The 22247-nt window shown below is 44.1% G+C and carries 24 protein-coding genes and 1 other annotated feature; of the genes, 21 read left to right on the plus strand and 3 right to left on the minus strand.

Annotated elements, in window-relative coordinates:
- Nucleotides 1-258: 258 nt before the first annotated feature.
- The 19 genes from CU633_RS00295 to CU633_RS00385 all read left to right on the plus strand — a co-directional run bounded on the left by CU633_RS00295 (nucleotide 259) and on the right by CU633_RS00385 (nucleotide 17519).
- The gene (locus CU633_RS00295; RefSeq protein WP_101657731.1) at nucleotides 259-1212 is read left to right on the plus strand and encodes a hypothetical protein; all 954 of its coding nucleotides are present in this window, start codon (nucleotides 259-261) and stop codon (nucleotides 1210-1212) included.
- Between the two features lie 4 nt (nucleotides 1213-1216).
- On the plus strand, nucleotides 1217-1666 hold the full coding sequence (locus CU633_RS00300) for a cytochrome c maturation protein CcmE (protein ID WP_101657732.1): 450 nt from the start codon (nucleotides 1217-1219) through the stop codon (nucleotides 1664-1666).
- Between the two features lie 71 nt (nucleotides 1667-1737).
- Nucleotides 1738-3714 (plus strand): heme lyase CcmF/NrfE family subunit, encoded by a 1977-nt coding sequence (locus tag CU633_RS00305; protein WP_101657733.1) that lies wholly within the window; start codon nucleotides 1738-1740, stop codon nucleotides 3712-3714.
- Nucleotides 3715-3719: 5 nt separating this feature from the next.
- Nucleotides 3720-4199 carry a cytochrome c-type biogenesis protein CcmH gene (locus CU633_RS00310; protein WP_101657734.1) on the plus strand — a complete coding sequence of 160 codons (480 nt, stop codon included), beginning with the start codon at nucleotides 3720-3722 and terminating at the stop codon, nucleotides 4197-4199.
- Nucleotides 4200-4243: 44 nt separating this feature from the next.
- Complete coding sequence (locus CU633_RS00315; RefSeq protein ID WP_101657735.1) at nucleotides 4244-4618, plus strand: hypothetical protein; 375 nt, start codon at nucleotides 4244-4246, stop codon at nucleotides 4616-4618.
- On the plus strand, nucleotides 4615-4953 hold the full coding sequence (locus CU633_RS00320; RefSeq protein ID WP_101657736.1) for a hypothetical protein: 339 nt from the start codon (nucleotides 4615-4617) through the stop codon (nucleotides 4951-4953). The genes CU633_RS00315 and CU633_RS00320 overlap by 4 nt, the downstream gene beginning before the upstream one ends.
- Before the next feature lie 17 nt (nucleotides 4954-4970).
- Nucleotides 4971-5675, plus strand: a complete 705-nt coding sequence (gene ccmA / locus CU633_RS00325; RefSeq protein WP_180954806.1) for a heme ABC exporter ATP-binding protein CcmA — start codon at nucleotides 4971-4973, stop codon at nucleotides 5673-5675.
- Nucleotides 5672-6355, plus strand: a complete 684-nt coding sequence (locus tag CU633_RS00330; protein WP_101657738.1) for a heme exporter protein CcmB — start codon at nucleotides 5672-5674, stop codon at nucleotides 6353-6355. Before ccmA ends, CU633_RS00330 begins: the two co-directional genes overlap by 4 nt.
- A complete protein-coding gene (locus tag CU633_RS00335; protein WP_101657739.1) occupies nucleotides 6355-7065 on the plus strand; it encodes a cytochrome c biogenesis protein in 711 nt (236 codons plus the stop codon). The genes CU633_RS00330 and CU633_RS00335 overlap by 1 nt, the downstream gene beginning before the upstream one ends.
- Nucleotides 7066-7083: 18 nt before the next feature.
- Nucleotides 7084-7215 carry a CcmD family protein gene (locus CU633_RS00340; protein ID WP_101657740.1) on the plus strand — a complete coding sequence of 44 codons (132 nt, stop codon included), beginning with the start codon at nucleotides 7084-7086 and terminating at the stop codon, nucleotides 7213-7215.
- 57 nt (nucleotides 7216-7272) lie between these two features.
- On the plus strand, nucleotides 7273-7785 hold the full coding sequence (locus CU633_RS00345) for a TlpA family protein disulfide reductase (RefSeq protein WP_101657741.1): 513 nt from the start codon (nucleotides 7273-7275) through the stop codon (nucleotides 7783-7785).
- Nucleotides 7786-7838: 53 nt separating this feature from the next.
- Nucleotides 7839-8363, plus strand: a complete 525-nt coding sequence (locus tag CU633_RS00350) for a cytochrome c3 family protein (RefSeq protein ID WP_101657742.1) — start codon at nucleotides 7839-7841, stop codon at nucleotides 8361-8363.
- Nucleotides 8356-9786 carry an ammonia-forming cytochrome c nitrite reductase subunit c552 gene (locus tag CU633_RS00355; RefSeq protein ID WP_101657743.1) on the plus strand — a complete coding sequence of 477 codons (1431 nt, stop codon included), beginning with the start codon at nucleotides 8356-8358 and terminating at the stop codon, nucleotides 9784-9786. The genes CU633_RS00350 and CU633_RS00355 overlap by 8 nt, the downstream gene beginning before the upstream one ends.
- Before the next feature lie 1168 nt (nucleotides 9787-10954).
- Nucleotides 10955-12142, plus strand: coding sequence for an MDR family MFS transporter (locus CU633_RS00360; RefSeq protein WP_101657744.1), 1188 nt, complete (start codon nucleotides 10955-10957; stop codon nucleotides 12140-12142).
- Between the two features lie 227 nt (nucleotides 12143-12369).
- Nucleotides 12370-13731, plus strand: coding sequence for a sigma-54 interaction domain-containing protein (locus tag CU633_RS00365; RefSeq protein WP_101657745.1), 1362 nt, complete (start codon nucleotides 12370-12372; stop codon nucleotides 13729-13731).
- Between the two features lie 273 nt (nucleotides 13732-14004).
- Entirely contained in the window at nucleotides 14005-14697 is a 693-nt protein-coding gene (locus CU633_RS00370) for a CoA transferase subunit A (RefSeq protein WP_101657746.1), read from the plus strand.
- 13 nt (nucleotides 14698-14710) lie between these two features.
- Nucleotides 14711-15367 carry a CoA transferase subunit B gene (locus CU633_RS00375; RefSeq protein WP_101657747.1) on the plus strand — a complete coding sequence of 219 codons (657 nt, stop codon included), beginning with the start codon at nucleotides 14711-14713 and terminating at the stop codon, nucleotides 15365-15367.
- A gap of 36 nt (nucleotides 15368-15403) precedes the next feature.
- On the plus strand, nucleotides 15404-16723 hold the full coding sequence (locus CU633_RS00380) for a GntP family permease (RefSeq protein WP_101657748.1): 1320 nt from the start codon (nucleotides 15404-15406) through the stop codon (nucleotides 16721-16723).
- A 19-nt stretch (nucleotides 16724-16742) separates the two neighbouring features.
- Entirely contained in the window at nucleotides 16743-17519 is a 777-nt protein-coding gene (locus CU633_RS00385; protein ID WP_101657749.1) for a 3-hydroxybutyrate dehydrogenase, read from the plus strand.
- A 42-nt stretch (nucleotides 17520-17561) separates the two neighbouring features.
- On the opposite strand, the gene CU633_RS00390 is transcribed toward CU633_RS00385, so the two are convergent.
- Both CU633_RS00390 and CU633_RS00395 read right to left on the minus strand, forming a co-directional pair.
- Complete coding sequence (locus CU633_RS00390) at nucleotides 17562-17990, minus strand: PIN domain-containing protein (protein ID WP_101657750.1); 429 nt, start codon at nucleotides 17988-17990, stop codon at nucleotides 17562-17564.
- Nucleotides 17983-18273 carry an AbrB/MazE/SpoVT family DNA-binding domain-containing protein gene (locus CU633_RS00395; RefSeq protein ID WP_101657751.1) on the minus strand — a complete coding sequence of 97 codons (291 nt, stop codon included), beginning with the start codon at nucleotides 18271-18273 and terminating at the stop codon, nucleotides 17983-17985. The genes CU633_RS00390 and CU633_RS00395 overlap by 8 nt, the downstream gene beginning before the upstream one ends.
- Before the next feature lie 168 nt (nucleotides 18274-18441).
- Nucleotides 18442-18664: a binding site (T-box leader), on the plus strand.
- Nucleotides 18665-18742: 78 nt separating this feature from the next.
- Between CU633_RS00395 and leuS the strand changes: the two genes are divergently transcribed.
- Both leuS and CU633_RS22620 read left to right on the plus strand, forming a co-directional pair.
- Entirely contained in the window at nucleotides 18743-21160 is a 2418-nt protein-coding gene (gene leuS / locus CU633_RS00400; RefSeq protein ID WP_101657752.1) for a leucine--tRNA ligase, read from the plus strand.
- A 103-nt stretch (nucleotides 21161-21263) separates the two neighbouring features.
- Nucleotides 21264-21422 carry a hypothetical protein gene (locus CU633_RS22620; RefSeq protein WP_180954807.1) on the plus strand — a complete coding sequence of 53 codons (159 nt, stop codon included), beginning with the start codon at nucleotides 21264-21266 and terminating at the stop codon, nucleotides 21420-21422.
- A 129-nt stretch (nucleotides 21423-21551) separates the two neighbouring features.
- On the opposite strand, the gene CU633_RS00405 is transcribed toward CU633_RS22620, so the two are convergent.
- Nucleotides 21552-22049, minus strand: a complete 498-nt coding sequence (locus CU633_RS00405; protein ID WP_101657753.1) for a hypothetical protein — start codon at nucleotides 22047-22049, stop codon at nucleotides 21552-21554.
- Nucleotides 22050-22247: the final 198 nt, after the last annotated feature.

Raw genomic sequence — 22247 nt, forward strand, 5'->3', positions numbered from 1 at the left:
ATGATCGCGGTTTGCACGCTTTCAGTTTCACTGGAATTTTTTCATATTAACCAGTAACTCCGTTCACAAAAAGGTAATTTTCTCATTGCCAAACGTGATTTACGTCACAGATTTAAATTGGCTTAAAATGGTTTAAATAGAGTAGGAAAGTAATAAATTTATTTTCAAACCTCTTCATCTGATTTCTCATGTGAATTTGTTCACAATAATTTCACAATTAAACGCTAACACGACCGCGTTTTAGAAAGGAAGCAACCCATGAAAAAACATTTATTTCATTTCATCATAATCCTTCTTCTTCTGCCAGTGCCAGACATCGCCAAAGCCGGGCAGGGCGGAAATGTCTTAACGTTGGAAGAACTGACCGTACAAGTAATGCCGGAATACACGTACCATCCGGATGATAAAAAGAAGGATGGGCCAGTAGTGCTTTACGGGTATCATGGCACATTTATGAACAAAAGTGACCAGCCGCAAAAAGGGAGGGTTGAAATCCCTCTTCCGATGGCAGAAAAAAAATTCAGGATCGGTTTTGTCGCTGACTACAACCATGATCTGACAGAAATGAACGAGATTGAATATGAGCTCGACATGGAGAAAGGCACAATTTCATGGAAAACAAGCGAGGCCATCCAGCCTGAAGAGCTCTATAAATTTGTGATTGAATATTATGCTGCACCGCTTGAAGCAACGGGCGACAGCAAGAAGCTATCCTACGCGTTTAAAAGCTTTGCTGACATTGGCATCCTCAATATCGTATTTATGGAACCTTTAAACACAGATTCCTTCAAATTGGAGCCCGAGCCAATCTCTCATCAGGAAAACACATATGGAATGAATATGTTTATGTACCAGTTTAATGGAGTGAAAATGAATCAGGAAGAGAAGCTGAACCTTGAATACAAGCGCGGTGAAGAAAGAACCTCAATGGAAATCATGGAAGAAATGGCTGGTGACGCGCAGGCGCTCGCAGCTGAAAAGAAGAACGAAACGGTCCCGACATGGATTGCAGCCACAGTTATTGCAAGCATCACCGCAGTTTTCGCCGCTGCATTAATTTTCTTTTTGAAAAGAAGAGGGAAAAAATCATCCCAAACCGATAAAAACGAGGCAGTCACAGCCGGGAAAAAAGCACGCTTAAGAGGCATGCTTCTTGATGGAAGCATTACAGAACAAGAGTATAAACAGTTAATGAAAAAACTGGGAGGTTAGATGGATGTCGAAAAACAAAAAGATCGGCTTCGGTCTCATTTTAGTCACAGCCGCTATTTTTATCATGTTTTTCTCTACGATGCCAAGTGCAGGCAGCAAAGAGGTTACGATTGCGGAACTTGAGCAACATAAATCAACTTACAAAGATGAATATATCATGACCCAGGGGCTGCTTTCCGAAGAGTCTGTGGAATGGAATCCGGATGAAATAATATTGAATTTCGAGTTATACGAAGAAGGAAGCGACCCGCTTCCGGTCCGGTATGAAGGCGTACAGCCCGATAATTTTTCAAAGGATGTCATTGTCATTATCGAGGGCTTTATGAGAGAAAATGGCGTGTTTGAGGCGGAAAAAGTCCAGACGAAATGCCCTTCCAAATACGAGGGCGAAGACATGAAAAATTACGATCAGGAAATGCACAAAAAGCTTTACAATGACAAATCTGAACAATAAAAACCTTCCTGTGATAACAAGATGTTTCTATCCTTTGCGTTCACACAGTAAAAACAGACAGGCGGTGCATCATGTATCTTATCGGCAATATTTCTCTTATTCTCGGAATTGTAATCGCATTATATTCATTGGCTGCCAATATGACCGGCATCAAAAAGAGGAGTCCGAAATGGCTTGAAAGCGCCCGGGGCGGCATTTTATCTCTCGTGTTTCTTTCAAGTATTGCTTCGTTTCTTTTGTTTTATATTCTTGGCACGAGCCAGTTTCAGTACAAATACGCGGCAGCTTACACGAACCATGAATTGCCGCTTATCTATAAGCTGACCGCATTTTGGGCAGGGAATGCCGGATCATTGCTTTTGTGGGCATTGTTGCTTTGCATTTATGCAGCGATGATTTCATTTTCAAAAAAAAGAAGCAATGAGATGACGCCATATGTAACGAGCATCTTGCTTGTCAATATTTTATTCTTCTTTGCCGTAATGGCGATATCCGCTAATCCGTTTGAAATGACCGAAACCATTCCGGCCGATGGAAAAGGCTTGAATCCGATGCTGCAAAATCCGGGCATGATTCTTCACCCCGTCACCCTGTATATGGGCTATGTCGGCCTTGCTGTTCCATTTGCATTCGGAATTGCCGCGTTAATTTTAAAAAGAATGGATGCAGAATGGATTAAGCTGACAAGGCGGTGGACGCTGACAGCCTGGCTATTCCTGACGCTCGGCAATGTAGTCGGAGGCTGGTGGGCTTATCTTGAACTTGGCTGGGGCGGTTACTGGGCCTGGGACCCTGTTGAAAATGCTTCCTTCTTGCCGTGGCTGACCGTATCAGCGTTCCTGCATTCCGTCATGATTCAAGAGCGGAAAAACATGCTGAAAACATGGAATCTTAGCTTGATCATTCTCTCATATCTTTTATCCCTGTTCGGGACATTCCTTGTCCGGAGCGGCGTTTTAACAAGTGTTCACGCCTTCGGGGACAGCAATTTGGGAACTTACTTTCTCGTCTTCATGACATTTATGCTCGCGTTATCGATCTATGTTGTGATCTCAAGGTACCAGCTGATAAAAAAAGAAAGCGCTCCGATTGAGGCTTATTTTTCGAAAGAAAGCAGTTTTCTGCTGAACAATCTGATTCTGGTCGCTGCTGCTTTTGCCGTCTTTTGGGGGACGATGTATCCGCTTATTTCCGAATCTTTAACCGGTGCAAAAGTGAATGTGGGAGCTCCTTATTTTAATAAAGTGATGGCTCCGATCATGCTGGCTCTCATCCTGCTAATGGCTGTTTGCCCGCTGATTTCATGGCAGAAAGCGGCATGGAGCCGCTTTACAAAAAACATGCTCGTACCGCTGTTAACGGCAGTTCTTTTTACTGTTGTACTGCTCGCACTCGGCATTAGAGGCACCTATGCAATCATCGGCCTATCGGCAACGGTATTCATGGCGGCTACCCATTTTCTTGAATTTTGGCGGGGGATGAGGGCCCGCCGCAAAGCAACAAAAGAAAACTATTTGACCGCGGCTTTGAAGCTGACTCTTAAAAATCAGCGCCGTTATGGAGGTTATATTGTCCACATCGGTATTGCCTTGATTGCCATCGGGGTAGTGGCATCCCATGCCTACCCGGAGGAAGGACTCAATACGATTAACCAAGGTGAAAGCTTGTCGATCGGAGAATACAAACTGACTTTCAATAAGCTTGCGGAACGAATGGAAAATGGGAATGGCATCGTGTATGCGGACATGTCGGTCGATTATAAAGGGCAAAACATTGGGAAAATCCATCCCGAAAAAATATTTTACAAAACATGGCCGGAGCCTTCGACAGAAGTAGCGATTAAAAGCAACTGGAAGCAGGACCTATATGTCGTGTTAAGCTCATGGGAAACTGAGGACAAAGCTACCTTTCAGGTGATGATAAACCCATTTGTCAGCTGGATCTGGATCGGAGGAGCCGTAATGGTTCTCGGTACGGCAATTGCTTTAATTGGCGGAAAACCAGTGCGAATCACGAAAAAGACAGATGCAACGGTTAAAGGCAGGTGACGAACATGAAATATAAAATGATCCTTTTAATTGTGTTTGGTTTTATCCTGATTCCGAGCCTGTCCATAGCAGGAATCACCTATAACTCAAAGGAATTCAAGGATGTCATCAAGCAGCTGGATATGCAGGGCCATGCTGACCATGACCTGTCAACCTGTACGGTCAAAAAAGTGTATTACGATGAAGTCGTTGAAATGCTGGAACAAGGAAAAAGTGGAAAGGAAATTATTCAGTTTTATGTTGATGAATACGGGCAGGCGGCATTAAGAACGCCCGGGAATCAAGGTGCCGACCTTGTCGCCTGGGCGATGCCGGCACTCGGCTTTCTGACCGGAGCGATCATCGTGGCGGTTCTGATCAAAAAAATGATCACCAAAAAGGAAGCTGCCGGGACTGGGTTTTCCTCGATCGATTATTGGAGTTCTTCTGCAGAAAAAGAAATTACTGAAAAAACGATTGAGGAAGAGCGCCGCAAGCTGTTTTAGTGTTCTGGCCAGGGGTTGCAAAATCGAAAAAGGAGCTGCCAATAGTGGATTACTTATTTTTAATCATCGGTTCAATCGTGATGATTACATGTGTTTATTTTATTATAGCCCCCTTTTTTAACGGAAAGTACCAGTTCGCTTCGACTGGCGGAAAGCTTGAAGACGGTTTATCGCTGGAAGCGGTTTATGCTGAGCTGAATGAGCTTGAAATGGATTACCTAATGAAAAAAATATCCAAGGAAGACTTTGAACAAATGAAAAGCCACTACAACTGCGTGGCTGCTCAATTGCTAAAAGCAGCCAGGCCGGCTGGTTCTAAAAACGCAGCGCATAAACAGGCTGTATCTGAAGAAGTGGAAGAGGAGATCATGAGAGAACTTCAAAAGCTGCGCGAAACGAAGGGAAGGCGAGAGGAATGAATCCTCCATACCATCCCGATTGGCTCGTCACATTTTGGTTAACGACACCGGGACTCAATCTCGTTAACCCGCATTATTTCCTGATCGGACTTATTGTTCTCGTCATCGGGATTATTTATTTGAAAAAGAAGAAATCAAGCCGGAACCGGGTTGATTCTGAAGAAGGACAATTTCAGCTTTTGTTAACGAAAAAAGAAATCATTGAAAAGCAGATCGAACAATTGGAGCTCCAACGAAAACAAGGTGATGTCACTCTGGAACAATACACGAAAACAATCGAAGAGTACAGGGAGCACCTCCAGGGAGTCATCAGGCGGCTGCATCAATTTACTTAATGAAAGAGTTGGGAACGATGCTTCTAATCGAGAATGTCAGCAAGGTACTCGGAGATAAACATGTGTTGCGGAACGTATCTCTGGCGGTTAAAAAAGGTGAAAGCCTGTCAATTGTAGGACCGAACGGAGCAGGAAAAAGTACTTTTTTTAAGTGCATCGTCGGATTGCTCCAGCAGGACAGCGGCGAAATCATCTTAGCCGGTGAGCGCATAAAGAAAAATTCCGCTTCAACGAAAAGAAAGATCGGATTCCTAGGGCATGAGTCTTTCTTATATAATTCGATGACACCGGTGGAGAATCTTCATTTCTTTGGAAAACTCTATAAGGTAAAAAATATTGCCGCTAAAACGGAAGAACTTTTAAAGACGGTTGGGCTGTATACATTCAGGGATATTCCAATCCGTTCGTTCTCACGGGGAATGATGCAGCGGCTTGCCATTGCGCGCGTGCTGCTTGCCGAACCTGATATTTTATTGCTCGATGAGCCTCATACCGGTTTGGACCAGGAAGCGGTTTCCCTGCTCAATCAAATCATCAAAAAGAAACAGTCTGAAGGAACTTCTGTCTTACTGATTTCCCATGATTTTGAACAGGTCGTCGCGCTGTCGGAGCGGATTGCCGTCTTGCACAAAGGAAGGATTATTGCTGAGGCGGAAAAAGGGGCAGTGCATGATTTGCAGCAGTTTAAACTGTGGTATGAAATGACGGTGAACCCGCTGTGAAAACGATTTTGGCTGACTCGTGGACGATTGCGAGTAAAGATTTAAGCAATGAAATAAAGTCCAAACAGACAATCGGAATGATGATTATTTTCTCAAGCCTTGTGATTCTTGTTTTCAGCTTTGCCTTTGACCCGACAAACAATACCGTTGCTGCTGTGGTCCCGGGATTGATTTGGGTGATCACAATCTTTTCGGGAATTCTCGGGCTGAACCGTTCCTTCCTGCTGGAGCATGAAAATGACAGTTTAACAGGGTTGCGTTCAGCGCCGATTGATCCTTCCAGCATTTTTCTCGGAAAGGTCATTGCAAATTTTTTGATTGTGACATGTGTGCAAGCAATAAGTATTCCTGTGTTGTTTATATTGTTTGACTATCACTTTAACGGGCATTTTGCGGCGTTTATCCTGATTATTTTGTGTGCAACATTTGGTTTTATTGTTGTTGGTACTTTTTTGGCTGCGCTCGCAGCCAATGCAAAAAACAGCGAAATGCTCCTGCCTGTATTATTGCTGCCGCTGTTAAGCCCGCTCATGATTTCCGCCGTGCAGGCAACCAAAATTGTCCTCAATGATAAAAGTATTGAAGACGCGGTATCTTGGCTGCAGCTCATGTCCGGATACGACTTATTGTTTTTCGCTGCATGCTTTTTCTTATTTGAATTTATTATGGAGGGATCTTGATGAAGCAAACATCAGGGCTTATTGATCGCATCTTGTTTTTGATATTGGTGCCGTCGTTTTTCATCAGTTTATATTTAGTGTTCCTATGGTCTCCCGTCGAAAAAATAATGGGGGTGACACAAAAAATCTTTTATTTTCATGTCAGCAGTGCCTGGGTCGCTTTTCTTGCCTTCTTTGCCGTTGGATTCTACAGCGTCCGCACTTTAATCAAACCGAAGGAGTCCTTTCATATTAAAGCCGGCGCAGCTGCAGAAATCGGCGTTTTGTTTACGACGATTACATTAATTACCGGAATGATCTGGGGAAAGTCGGCCTGGAATACTTGGTGGACTTGGGAACCGCGCCTTGCAACCACGCTGATTCTATGGTTTATCTATGTCGCGTATCTGTTTGTCCGTAAAATGGACGGTTCCTGGGAAAAGATCGCCAAACTGTCAGCCGTTTTTGGAATCGTCGGCTGTTTGAACGTACCGATTGTCTTTATGGCGATCCGCTGGTGGAACACGAAACTGCACCCTGTTGTTTTTGGGGAAGGGAAAAGTGAGTCCGGCGGAGGAATTGCACCTGATATGCTTTTAACCCTATTATTCTGTATTTTTACAATGACTGTTCTGTATTTATTCCTGCACCGGAAAGGAACGGAGATTGAGCGGATGCGGCTTACCGTCAAAAAAGCAAAATCAAAAACGATCAACCGGTTAGCCGGTTAAAACAAGGAGGAAGTAAAAATGGAATATTTATTTGCAGCATACACGGTCATCTGGGGACTATTAGCAGGCTATATTTTTACACTCGGCAAGCGCCAGAAGCAGCTGGAAAAAGAGCTCGCGCTTCTTGAAGAATGGAATTCAGAAAGATAAGTGCCCGCATTGTCTGAACAGGATTTATTTAATCGAAATTTAAAGCAGGTGAAGCTAATGGTTAAAAAACTGGTTCCTGTTATCGTCATTATTGTTGCGTTTGCAATCATTGGGATGCTCGTTAGCGGGTTAAGCGGCAAAGCTTCGGCAAATCCAGGGGATAAAGCGGCAGAATTTGAACTGCAGACGGTCACTGGCGAGACTTATAAATTAGCAGATTATAAAGGCAGGAAAGTAGTGCTGAATTTCTTTACGACGTGGTGCCAGCCGTGCCTTGACGAAGCTCCGGAGCTCGAAGCCTTCGGCGCTGAATATGGCGGTGCAGAGCTCCTGATCATCGCAAAAGGAGAGACGAAGAAAAGAATTGAAGATTATCTGAAAGATTCCAACTCACAATTAACTTATTTACTTGATACGAAAGAAGAAGTTTCGAAGAATTATAGTGTGATCGGCCAGCCGGAAACGATTATTATCGATGAAAATGGCATCATTCAACAAAGATTTTCAGGACCGACCACGAAGGATAAGCTCATTGACCTGATTGAAAATCCCGCCCTTAACGATAAATAGCCGTCACCACCGAAAAGCGTGTCTGAGGCTGATCTGAGAGGAGGTGATAAAAAATGTTGCGAAAGTTTTTTGCAATAGATAAAAGGCTGCTTTTATTTATCGGCGTGTTTGCAGGAATTATCGTTTCGGCAGTAACGGTTAAAACCCTGGCCTATACAGACTCAGCTGATTTTTGCCAGAGCTGTCACATTATGACGAATGTCCATGAATCTTTTACAGATTCCACACATGCCAAGCTCGCCTGTGCGGATTGCCACTTGCCGCATGAGAGCAAAGCAGGAAAGCTGATGTATAAGGCAAAGGCTGGGATGACCCACGTTTATTACAACACGATCGGGTCGTCAAAGGTTCCCGATGTCATACATGCAACCGAAAGCTCGGGTGAAGTGATTAATCAAAACTGTATTGATTGCCATGAAAGCACGCTTGATAACGTCTCCCATGATGCGAAAGACAGCTGCTCAAGCTGCCACCAGGCAGTACCGCATGGAAAAGGCTTTAAGACGGAAGACTTTGATAAACCGCCTAAGCCGGGAGAACTATTGAAAAACAAAGGAGGCACAATGGACAATGGCTAGGGCTTACCGATGGACATACCTATTCCTGGTCGCTGTGCTGCTGATGATCGCGGGCTGCTCTGCCAATGAGGAAGCCGCTGTTTCCACCGATGGGCAGAAGACCGGATTGTCGAAAGACGAAATCAGCAATGAAGCATTCAAAGACTTGTTTCCGCTTCAGTACGACAGCTATATGAAAAATAAGAAACAGGAAGATACGAAATACAGCGGATCTGTTAAACGAAGTAAGTTTGATCATGACAAAGAGCCATACTTGCCAATCCTCTTTAACGGATATGGCTTTGCGACTGAATATAATGAGGACCGCGGCCACATCTACGCAAATGAGGATATCCGTGCCGTTGCCCGGATTACCGACAAGTCAATTGGATCTTGTTTAACGTGCAAGTCAACTGCGGTTCCGCAGATGATTGAAGAAATGGGCGACGACTATTGGAATGGCAATTTTAATAAGGATATTTGGCCGAAAGCAGAAGCAATGGGGCATTCGCCGATCGGCTGCTCTGACTGCCACGATCCTGAAACAATGGATCTCCGCATTACCCGGCCAAACTTTATAAAAGGAATGGAATCTCAAGGAATTGATATGTCCAATCCTACGAAAAACGAGATGCGCAGCTATGTTTGCGGGCAATGTCACGTTGAATACTATTTTGCTGCTGAAAACGGAGAAGTTACATTCCCGTGGGCAAACGGCTTTAAACCGGAAGATATGTTTGAATACTATCAAACGACCGCAAAAGAAAATGGCTTTGAAAAAGACTGGGTTCATAATGTATCCGGTACAGCAATGCTGAAAGCACAGCATCCTGAATTTGAAACTCATCTCGAAGGGCCGCATGGCAAGGCCGGGGTCAGCTGTGCAGATTGCCACATGCCATATGAGCGTGTTGATGGAAAGAAGAAAATCAGTTCCCACTGGTGGCAATCACCGCTTAAAACGATGGATCAATCATGTGCCACCTGCCACAGCAACCGCGATACGGATGACTTAAAGGATCGTGTCACCGGCATTCAGGATACCCATATGGAAGCACTCCACGATGCTGAAGGGGTCTCAATCACAGCCCATTATTATGTCAATAAAATGATAGGGTCGGGTGTCAGTGCGGACAAAGTGAAGCAGGCCCAGGAGCACGTTCGCAAGGGACAATGGTTCTGGGATATTGTAGCCGCTGAAAATTCAGCCGGTTTCCATAATCCACAAGGGGCCATGGATTCCTTAAGAATGTCGATGGATGAATCGAACGAAGCGATTCGAATTGCAACTGAGGAGCTTGTGAAAAAAGGCATTAACCTCGATGAATTAAACACAGAGATAGAAAAAGCGAAGAAGGCTGTTTTTGAAGAAAAAGACAACTTCAAGAAGAAAGAGCATGCGATCAACAGCTTTTTCCCTGGACAACAGCCGCCTTCAAAATAATGTAACCAAAGAAAACACTGTATAAAACTTATTTATACGGTGTTTTCTTATATACTGGCAAATTCCAAGGATGCTGTCAATGCGGATTCGAAATTATTGATAAGCTTTAAAAGAAACTCATCGACAGTCTTGTTGAAAAGATCTGTTTCTTCTAGAAACGGGCAGTGGCAGCACCATTCCTGCATCCCCCAGCTAATTTACACAATTTTGTCGTTCATTACTTGATGAAGGACATTCCCCAAGATAAATCACACATTTTTGTCCTTCGTCACCTGGATCAGGACTTTTCCCAAGGTAAATCACACATTTTTGTCCTTCATTGCCTGGATGAAGGACATTTCCTGAGATAAATCACACAATTTTGTCTTTCATTACCTGGATGAAGGACATTTCCTAAGGTAATTCACACAATTTTGTCTTTCATTACCTGGATGAAGGACATTTCCTCAGATAAATCACACAATTTTGTCTTTCATTACCTGGATGAAGGACATTTCCTCAGATAAATCACACAATTTTGTCTTTCATTGCCTGGATGAAGGACATTTCCTAAGGTAATTCACACAATTTTGTCTTTCATTACCTGGATGAAGGACATTTCCTGAGATAAATCACACAATTTTGTCTTTCATTACCTGGATGAAGGACATTTCCTGAAATAAATCACACAATTTTGTCTTTCATTGCCTGGATGAAGGACATTTCCTAAGGTAATTCACACAATTTTGTCTTTCATTGCCTGGATGAAGGACATTTCCTCAGATAATTCACACAATTTTGTCTTTCATTACCTGGATGAAAGACATTTCCTAAGGTAATTCACACAATTTTGTCTTTCATTACCTGGATGAAGGACATTTCCTAAGGTAATTCACACAATTTTGTCTTTCATTACCTGGATGAAGGACATTTCCTCAGATAAATCACACAATTTTGTCTTTCATTGCCTGGATGAAGGACATTTCCTAAGGTAATTCACACAATTTTGTCTTTCATTACCTGGATGAAGGACTTTTCTAAGTTAAATCACACAATGTTGTCCTTCGCTACCTGGATGAGGGACTTTTGATAATTCAAAAATGGGTGTGAAAATATATTGCGCAGTTTCCAAAAAAGCACTAGAATTATTTTGGTGTTCGAAATACTTTTAGGAAAAGGAGCGTTTTTCATGCCGCGTCCATTATGGCTTCTCGTGATCGGAATGGCAGTGAATGTAACAGGCTCTTCTTTTTTATGGCCTTTAAATGCGATCTATATTCATGACCATTTAGGCAAATCCCTGTCGGTAGCCGGAATTGTGCTGATGCTCAACTCAGCGGCAAGCGTGGCCGGGAATTTATACGGCGGCAATCTTTTTGATAAAATTGGCGGCTATAAATCGATCCTTCTTGGCATTGTTATAACCGTTTTGTCTTTAATCGGCTTAACGTTTTTTCATACCTGGATTTTTTATGTGGTCTTTTTAACAATAATCGGCTTTGGCTCGGGGATTGTCTTTCCATCGATGTATGCGATGGCCGGTTCTGTTTGGAAAGAAGGGGGACGAAGGGCGTTTAATTCGATTTATGTTGCGCAAAACCTGGGTGTTGCGGTCGGGGCAGCCCTTGGCGGCCTCGTCGCATCTTATTCGTTTCAACTGATTTTCCTCGCTAATGCGCTCATGTACATCGTCTTTTTACTAATTGCCGTTTTTGGCTATAAAGGAATTAAAGCTGATCCAGCGGCGCAAACAACGATTCTGAATGAAAATAGTCCAGTCAGAAGCCATGCAAAGCTGTATGCTTTGTTGATTTTGTGTGCGGGCTATTTATTATGCTGGGTCGGGTATGTACAATGGCAGTCGACGATTGCTGCCTATACACAGGAAATCAATATTTCATTGGAGCAATACAGCTTCTTGTGGACGATCAATGGTGCACTGATCGTGATTGCACAACCGCTTATGAATAAAATGGTTAAACACTTTGCAAAGACGCTAAAGTCGCAAATCATCATCGGTATCCTTATTTTTATTATTTCGTTCATTGTCGCTTCCGGAGCAGGACGATTTACGGTTTTTGCAGCTGCGATGGTGATATTAACTGTCGGAGAAATGCTGATTTGGCCGGCTGTCCCGACGATTGCCAATGACCTCGCGCCAAAAGGGCGGGAAGGCTTTTACCAGGGAGTCGTCAACAGCACGGCAACCGGCGGCAGAATGATCGGTCCATTGCTCGGCGGAATATTGGCAGACTTATATGGGATGCCGATCCTGTTTGCCGTTCTGATCGGCTTATTCGTCATCGCTATTTTCACAACGATTATATATGATCGTAAAATTAAGGAAACAAAAGATTTGGCGGTAAACGCCTCTTAGTAGTGCAAAATTGGGCCACCTACCGGAATTTTGATTCCAGGTGGCTAATTTATTGGATAAAGCGACAATAAAGATGTCGATAGTATTCCAGTTGGCGGTATATTTAAAAAGATATTCGAAAGAGTTGATGCCCTCTGAACGATCTCCGGTTGACCGCCCAGTTTCGATTTCGTTTTCGGAAAAATGTGATAAAATAAAGTCATCATTCATAAGTAGGGGGAGGCTGCATGAAGCAACCATTGCTGGAGCTCCCGGTTGATATTATTGAAACGATAATTGAAAACGCTTTCGGTTCGCTTGTTGTCGTCGATCGGGAAGGCAAAATCATTTATATTAATAGAAAGTATTGCGAGTTTTTGGAGGTCGACCGTGATGAAGTGCTCGGCAAGCACGTCACAGACGTAATCGAAAACTCAAGGATGCATATTGTAGCCGAAACAGGCAAAGAGGAAATTGCCGATCTGCAGTATATTCGGGGTAATTATATGATAGCCAACCGTGTGCCGATCTTCTCGAATGGAGAAGTAATCGGCGCATTTGGGACGGTGTTTTTTCGGGATACCTATGAATGGATGCAAATGAACAGCCATGTGAAGAGCTTGTTGACGAAAATTCATTCGTACATCCAGGAAATCGACAGCGGTGTAAAATACAGCCTCGACGATATTTTGGGAGAGTCCGAGCAGATTCGCAGTTTAAAAGAAAAAGTGAAAATGGTCGCTTCAAGCGATATATCGGTGCTGATAAGAGGTGAGAGCGGAACAGGGAAAGAATTATTTGCCCACAGCATCCATCGGCTTAGTGCCCGGAGCCACAAGCCGTTCGTCAAAATTAACTGTGCAGCAATCCCTGAACAATTGCTGGAGTCGGAATTGTTCGGCTATGAAGAAGGGGCATTTACCGGCGCGAAAAAAGGCGGGAAAAAGGGAAAATTCCAGCTCGCTGACGGGGGTACGCTGTTCCTTGACGAAATTGGCGACATGCCTGCCAATATGCAGGTAAAGCTGCTGAGAACTTTGCAGGAACAAGAAATAGAACCAGTCGGCTCCACAAAACCGTTGTCCGTCGATGTCAGAATTATTGCGGCAACCAATCGCCCGCTCGAAAAAATGCTCGCCGAAAAAAGGTTTCGTGAGGACTTATTTTACCGGATAAATGTCATTCCGTTTATGATCCCGCCGCTGCGTGAAAGAATGGACGATCTTCCTGAATTAACCGATTTTTTTATAAAAAAGATCACCAGGAAATCTGGAAAACGGATTACGGGAATCGACGCCCGGGTTGTCCGGCTGCTGAACAGCTACAGCTGGCCCGGCAATATCCGCGAACTGGAAAATGTAATTGAGGCGTCAGTGTACTTGTCGAACAGTGAAACGATTACTATGGACGCGTTGCCGGATTATTTAACAAACTCGTCTGTTTATCCGCTCGGTGAGAAAAAGCTGAAGGAAATTCTTGAAGAGACGGAAAAGCTCGTGTTAGAACAAAGCCTTGCAAAATATCGGCAGGATAAACTGCTTGCAGCCAGAGCGCTTGGAATCAGTAAATCGACCTTTTATGAAAAATTGCATAAGTATGGCTTGTTGTAGTCCGAAAGTTCGGAAATGATTCCGGATTTTCGGACTTCTTTTCTTTCTAGTAAGTTTACCGCAAAAATAAGGCTGAAACATGTTACGAAATACACTGGTTGTTTACTATCAATTTTCTGATCTATGAAACTAGCATGGCTAACTTGCCTAAGAGTCCGAATTTCCGGAAAAATGTTCACAAAAAATTCAGAAAATCAAGGAGGGGCACAGTTTTATATTTTGGCACACTTCTTGCATCTACAATAATGACTAACAAGAAAAGGAGGGTGTCAATTGAAAAAAATCTACGGGAGTGCTGCCGAGGCAATATCGCAAATCCATGACGGTGCAACATTGATGGTCGGCGGTTTCGGGTTAGTCGGAATTCCGGAACAGCTGATTCTGGCACTCGTGGAAAAAGGGACAAAAGAACTGACAGTTATTTCGAACAATTGCGGAGTCGACGACTGGGGGCTGGGCTTGCTTTTAAAAAACAAGCAAATCAAGAAAATGGTCGGTTCATATGTCGGTGAAAACAAGGAGTTTGAAAGACAAGTTTTAGCCGGGGAAATTGAGGTTGAACTGAATCCGCAGGGCACGCTTGCAGAAAGAATCCGGGCTGGCGGAGCAGGGATTCCGGCATTCTTTACACCGGCCGGAGTCGGAACAGTGATCTCAGAGAACAAAGAGGTCAGAAAATTTAATGGGAAGGAATACGTACTCGAAACGGCCTTGAAAGCAGACTTCAGCTTAGTCAGGGCGGCCTATGGAGATGAAGCAGGCAACCTGATCTACAATAAAACAGCCCGCAACTTCAATCCGATGATGGCTGCTGCCGGCAAGATCACGATTGCCGAGGTGGAAAATTTGCTGCCAATCGGTGAATTAAACCCCGATCATATCCACACGCCTGGAATTTATGTGCAGGGACTGTTAATGGCCCGCCAGGAAAAGCGGATTGAACGGTTAACAACGAGATCGGTGTAAAGGAGGGAAATCGATGGAGCTGCGTGAAAGAATTGCACGAAGAGCAGAAATGGAGATTAACGATGGCGATTATGTAAATCTCGGGATCGGCATGCCGACGCTTGTCGCGAACTATATTCATGAGAGCAAGCAGGTTGTGCTGCAGTCGGAAAACGGCCTTCTCGGCATTGGTCCATATCCGGCCGAGGATGAAGTAGACCCTGATCTCATCAATGCTGGAAAAGAAACGGTTACCGCGATTAAGGGAGCTTCATATTTTGATAGCGCTGAATCGTTCGCGATGATTCGTGGCGGCCATATTGATGTGGCGATTTTGGGAGGCATGCAAGTATCCGAAAATGGCGATCTCGCCAACTGGATGATTCCCGGCAAGATGATTAAAGGAATGGGCGGCGCGATGGATCTTGTCCACGGTGCCAAAAAAATCATCGTCATCATGGAGCATGTTTCAAAAAATGGTGATCCGAAAATTGTAAACGCTTGCAGTTTGCCGCTGACAGGGAAAGGAGTTGTTCAGCGAATTATTACGGAACGTGCCGTAATCGATGTAACAGACAAAGGGCTAAAGCTTATCGAAGTGTTTGACGGCTTTACGATTGATGAGGTGCAAAAGTCAACAGAACCAACACTTATTATAGAAGAAGTAAAAACAGGGGTAACTGTGCAATAATTTTGTAATCATTCACTTTTGCAAGGGGGAAGAGAAATGCTTAGCATGATTGGATTAATAGGTGGTCTGGCTTTATTGATCTGGTTGACAATGCGCGGGATGAACCTGCTTGTCGTCGGTCCGCTGTCTGCCTTGTTTGTCGCGGTTTTGAGCGGGATGCCATTGTTTCCACAGCTGGTCGAAGAAGGTGCCGAGAACTTCGTCAGCAATTATATGGCCGGTTTTTCTGGATTTGTTACATCGTGGTATTTAATGTTCCTGCTTGGAGCGATTTTCGGAAAAGTAATGGAGGAAAGCGGCGCGGCAGACAGTGTATCCCGTTATATTGTAAATAAACTCGGCATGAAATATGCCGTCATCGCGGTGGTCGCAGCATGTGCGATTTTAACTTATGGCGGAGTAAGCTTGTTCGTTGTTGCCTTCTCTGTCTATCCAATGGCGCTTAGCCTGTTTAAGCAGGCTGATCTTCCAAGGCGCTTTATTCCCGGGGCACTGGCCTTTGGATCGGTTACGTTCACAATGACTTCTGCAGGATCACCGGAGATCCAAAACTGGATTCCAATTGAATTTTTGGGAACCTCTCCATATGCGGGATGGGAAGTAAGCTTAATAGTCGCCATCTTTATGATTATTTTCGGTTATTGGTGGCTGAAGAGAATGATTACGAAGGCGGTTCAAAAAGGAGAGAGATTTATCTCACGCGAAGGCGATCCGTTAGCTGTGAACAGAGATCTTCCGAATCCGATTATGGGACTTATACCATTGCTGGTTGTTCTGGTCATTTCATTCTTGTTCCATGAATCACTTCAGCAGTCCGCCCTTATCATTGCGCTTTTGGGCGGTGTCATTGCTACTTATCTATTAAACCGCAAATATTTCAATAATTTCTGGGCAGCAGTTTCAGAGGGGACGTTGGGGGCTTTGATCGCGATAGGAAATACGGCAGCTGTAGTTGGTTTTGGCGGGGTAGCAAAAGCTGTTCCGGCTTTTGAAACCGCTGTCAACGCGATGACCAGCATTCCTGGCAGCCCGCTGATCGGAGGCGCGGTTGCAGTCAGTGTTATTGCAGGCATGACCGGATCCGCATCGGGCGGCCAGGCAATTGCTTTGCCGATTATTGCGCCGCATTATATGGATTTGGGTGTTAATCCGGAAGCCCTTCACCGTGTTGCGGCCATTTCTTCAGGAGCCCTGGATTCATTGCCTCATAACGGTTACGTTGTAACAACGATACGCGCGGTTTGCGGCGAATCGCATCAGGATGCCTATAACGCCGTTGGCGCCTTGACCGTTATCGTTCCTGCTCTCGGTACAATACTGGCAATCGTTCTATTTTCAATTGGATTAGGAATCTAAAGATAGGAGATTTAAGGGCATGATTGAAAATAAAGTAGTGTTTATCACCGGGGCTGCACAGGGAATTGGCTATGAAATCGGAAAAAAGTTTGCTTCGCAGCAGGCAAAAGTAGTGCTGACCGATATACAGGAGGATGCGATCAAACGGGCCGCTACGCAGCTGCAAAACGAAGGTTACGACGCGATTGGCATTAAATGCGATGTAACCTCAGAAGCAGAAATTGAGCAGGCTATTAGTGAAACAGTCAATCACTATGGATCTCTCGATATTTTAATCAATAATGCCGGGCTTCAGCATGTCTCATTGATTGAAGATTTTCCGACTGAAAAATTTGAGTTCATGATAAAAGTGATGCTGACCGCACCGTTTGTTGCAATTAAACATGCGCTGCCCGTCATGAAGCAGCAAAAATTCGGCAGGATCATTAACATGGCATCGATCAACGGGCTTATTGGATTTGCCGGAAAAGCAGCTTACAACAGTGCCAAGCATGGCGTAATCGGCTTAACAAAGGTGGCCGCGTTGGAAGCGGCCGAACACGGCATTACCGTAAACGCGATATGCCCGGGTTACGTCGACACGCCGCTCGTGCGCAATCAGCTGGCCGATCTGGCGAAAACAAGAAATGTACCTTTGGAAAAAGCGCTGGAGGAAGTCATCTATCCGCTCGTCCCGCAAAAGAGATTGCTGGATGTAGAAGAAATCGCCGATTATGCAATCTTCCTGGCAGGGGATCAGGCAAGAGGAGTAACAGGCCAGACTGTTGTTATTGATGGGGGATATACAGTACAATGAAAACATGGAGAGACTGAGAGATCGGTCTCTTTTTTTTATAAATTATCCATGAATATTCAATATTTCAGCGGGGCTGTAAAACTCGCAACCCAACCGCTTAAAATGTTTAGCATTCCAAGTAATTAACGGAGTATCGACAGATTTTAGGGCTAAGTATGCATCAATAAAATCGACATTATGGTTGGCGAAATTCTCAAGTGCTTCGATCACAATTGATTCTTCCAATTCAATGAATGGCAGACTAAATATTTTTATTAATCCGTCTTTGACTTTAAACCGGTCAAATTGATAAACTCCCTTTAAAACCCAGCAACATTCAGCAACTACCATTGTTGGAACAATCAATTTTTTATCTATTTCTTTGTTTTGAATACTAACAAAAAGCTGGAAGGCAATAGAAGCCATTTCCTCAGGTTGACCTGTAGCAATTCTTAGAAGAACGTTAGCATCCACTATCATTCGATTATTCATTTTTTGGTTCTCCTTCTATTTCTTTTTGATGCTTCTTTGAAATCTGCTCCTGCGCCAACAATCGCTCATTCTCAAAGTCCAGGGGCTTATTCGTAGAAAAAATGCCGTATACATCTTCGACTGTCGTTGCCTTAATAACTTCAATCTCGATTTCCGCTTTATTATCTTTCTTAATAAAATTGATTCGATCACCTGGTTCAATCCCCAGATGTCGCCGAATTTCCACAGGGATCGTTACTTGTCCTTTCTGTGTTACAGATCCAGAAGTTATTTTATTAACCATTTTATAGCACCTCCTTTTTGTAATACTTATTATATAGTATTACTTAATAAAAAGTAAGTATCACACATCCGCTTTTTGTGCATACTATACATATTACATTCCTTTCAGGATGAGCCTGCTTGCATCCTGGGGGGAAATTGTTTACAATATCTCTATAGTCTTATATGAAAAATGACAATGAGAAGGAATAGTAATGATGCAGGAGCCCGTTTTAGAGAGTTGACGGATGGTGCAAGTCAACCGGGCACATCATGAACTCGCCTTTCGAGTCGCAAGTGTGAAATCGCAGTAATACTTGCCGTTTACCGCGTTAAGGATGAATGAAGCGAGTGACATGTTCACTAATGTGGGTGGTACCGCGGGAGATTATACATATCCTCTCGTCCCTGTTTGGGATGAGGGGTTTTTATTATTTTATAAAAGCTCAGGTTAGCTCAAGCAATATACATGGAATCAGGAGGAAAACAAGATGAGCTTTAATCACCGGGAAATCGAAAATAAATGGCAGCGGGTTTGGGAAGAAAACAAAACCTTTAAAACTCGTGAAGATGCAGGGAAGCGGAAGTTTTACGCGCTTGATATGTTCCCGTATCCATCCGGCTCAGGCCTTCACGTCGGCCATCCGGAAGGGTACACAGCAACAGATATTTTATCACGCCTCAAGCGGATGCAGGGATATAATGTGTTGCATCCAATGGGCTGGGACGCTTTCGGGCTTCCGGCGGAGCAGTACGCACTTGATACCGGGAACGACCCGGCTGAATTTACGAAAAAGAATATCGATAACTTCCGCCGCCAAATTAAGGCACTGGGATTCTCTTACGACTGGGACCGGGAAATCAATACGACAGATCCGGAATATTACAAATGGACACAGTGGATTTTCATCAAGCTTTTTGAACGCGGGCTCGCTTATATTGACGAAGTAGCTGTTAACTGGTGTCCGGCGCTTGGCACAGTACTTGCCAACGAAGAAGTCATCGACGGAAAAAGCGAACGCGGCGGCCATCCGGTCGAGCGCCGCCCAATGAAACAGTGGATGCTAAGGATCACTGCCTATGCGGACCGCCTTCTTGAAGACCTCGACGAAGTGGATTGGCCGGAAAGCATTAAAGATATGCAGCGTAACTGGATTGGCCGGTCGGAAGGTGCGGAGGTTACCTTCAAGATCGATGGACATGAAGAAACGTTTACGGTCTTTACGACAAGGCCTGATACACTTTTTGGTGCGACTTACGCAGTATTGGCGCCGGAGCATCACCTCGTCAAACAAATCACCACTTCGGAGCAAAGTGGCGCCGTTGAACAGTATCTTGATGAAATCAAAAGCAAGAGTGATCTTGAACGGACAGATCTTGCAAAAGAAAAAACCGGGGTATTTACAGGTGCGTACGCGATCAATCCGGCAAACGGTGAAAAAATGCCAATCTGGATTGCCGACTATGTGCTTGCGAGCTACGGAACCGGCGCCATTATGGCAGTACCGGGCCATGATGAACGCGATTACGAATTTGCGAAAAAGTTCGAGCTGCCGATTATCGAGGTTGTCGCCGGGGGCGATATCACGAAAGAAGCTTATACAGGTGATGGAGAGCATGTTAATTCCGGGTTCTTGAACGGATTGAACAAAGAAGAGGCGATCCAAAAAATGATTGCCTGGCTGGTGGAACAAGGAATTGGAACAAAGAAAGTAACCTACCGGCTGCGTGACTGGCTGTTCAGCCGCCAGCGCTACTGGGGCGAGCCGATTCCGGTCATTCACTGGGAAGACGGCACGATGACGACGGTACCTGAAGATGAACTTCCGTTAGTGCTTCCAAAAACAAATGAAATCAAGCCTTCCGGAACAGGCGAATCGCCGCTTGCCAATATTACTGACTGGGTGAACGTCGTAGATCCGGAAACAGGCAAAAAGGGCCGCCGCGAAACGAATACAATGCCGCAGTGGGCGGGAAGCTGCTGGTATTATCTTCGCTATACTGATCCAAAAAATAGCGAAGCTCTGGCAGATCCTGAAAAACTTAAGGAATGGCTTCCGGTTGATATTTATATCGGCGGTGCCGAGCATGCAGTACTTCACTTGCTTTATGCCCGCTTCTGGCATAAGTTCCTTTACGATATCGGTGTCGTCCATACGAAAGAGCCGTTCCAAAAGCTTTTTAACCAGGGAATGATTCTTGGTGAAAATAATGAAAAAATGAGCAAATCGAAAGGCAATGTCGTCAATCCGGATGAAATTTTGCACAGTCACGGAGCCGATACACTCCGCCTTTACGAAATGTTTATGGGTCCGCTTGACGCTTCGATTGCCTGGTCAACAACCGGCCTTGATGGCGCCCGCCGCTTCCTTGACCGCATTTGGCGTCTGTTCATTGAAGAGGATGGCACATTAAGCGCAAGAATCAAGGATGCCGAAGGCGCCCAAATCCTGGAAAAGGTATACCACCAAACGGTGAAAAAAGTGACTGAGGATTATGAAGGTTTACGTTTTAACACTGCGATTTCCCAACTGATGGTGTTCATCAACGAGGCATACAAAGCTGAGGTTCTTCCAAAAGCATATATTGAAGGCTTTGTGAAGCTGCTGTCACCTATCGCTCCGCACCTTGCCGAGGAGCTTTGGCAAAAGCTTGGCCACGCTGAAACGATTGCTTACGAATCATGGCCTGCCTACGACGAAGCGAAGCTTGTCGATGATGAAGTCGAAATCGTCATTCAAGTAAATGGAAAGGTAAAAGCAAAATTAATGGTTCCGTCAGGAGCCAATAAACAGGCTCTCGAAGAAATCGCAATGGGCGATGACAAAGTAAAAGAGCAAATTGACGGCAAAACGGTCCGCAAAGTGATTGCCGTTCCAGGAAAGCTTGTTAATATTGTGGCAAACTAAGATAAATCCTCCGGGTCTTTCCGAGGCCACTGAAAAAGTCCCTTTAAACAAAAAGCAGAAATTCTTACATTTAGTGAGGGTTTCTAATTAAGGAGTGAGGATCATGGCAACTGATAAAGGTTCCTTAATTGGGTACACCGGCGAAGATTGCAAAAACTGTGGCAGGTTAAGAGTCGAGCAATGGGAAAACGGTGATAAGATTTGCGAAAAGTGTAACTGGAACCAGGACACCAACGAATTTGAACCTCCAGATTATATTTAAAGAAACAAAATGATAGTTTCGACAACCTAGTCATTTTCTTTTAAACTGATAATGCCATAAGGCAAAAATAATGACAAAAATCTAGGGAAAAAGGACGGCCTTCAGCAAGCCGTCCTTTTTCTCTATCTATTATCCTCTGTCTTGCGTGTAATATGTTTGGCGACCAACTACCTTTGTTCTGGCTGAATTAGAATAATAAGTAACTGTATGTCGAGTTTGCATTACGCTGCCTAACATTCTAACGTGTTTCACATCTGTAATGTACAACCAGTTTCCTTTGTTAGCAATAATCCAGCTTCCTATTATTCCGGCTAAAGAAAGTTGTTTTATACCCGTCCAAAGACCGATGGAAGCTGCGGCTGATGCTACAGTAGTCCAATACAATTTAGATGAGTAATTGCTAGTTTGCCAATATATCCAGGGGCCGGTTGTCCAATCAGTAGTTGCACCTGGTGGTGTTGGGTTGGTGATTTCACCTGGTAGTACGTTCGGCGGTGTTGTTTGAATCTGATCATCTGCGGGATTGTACACATGTTCAACAATTACTTCTTCTTCCGGGATAGATTCTGCTTGTGCTGCTGGGGCAAACGCTGAAACAGTAAATCCAGTTAACAATGTTAGAGACAATACTGAAACTAAAATTTCCTCATTTTTACATTCCTCCTTACTATTTTATTTGTGTGACAGGAAAATGTTACCATATAATTAAGAAATTAATAGCTTTTTATGGTATAATTTATAAAAATAGGTATATAGGAGGAATTAGTTTGAAAGAACCCAGAAATATGTCATAAGTAAAAAGTGCGCATAACAAAATAAGCCTAC

Origin of the sequence: Bacillus sp. V3-13 (genome assembly GCF_002860165.1) — a bacterium.
Taxonomy (GTDB): domain Bacteria; phylum Bacillota; class Bacilli; order Bacillales; family Cytobacillaceae; genus Bacillus_BJ.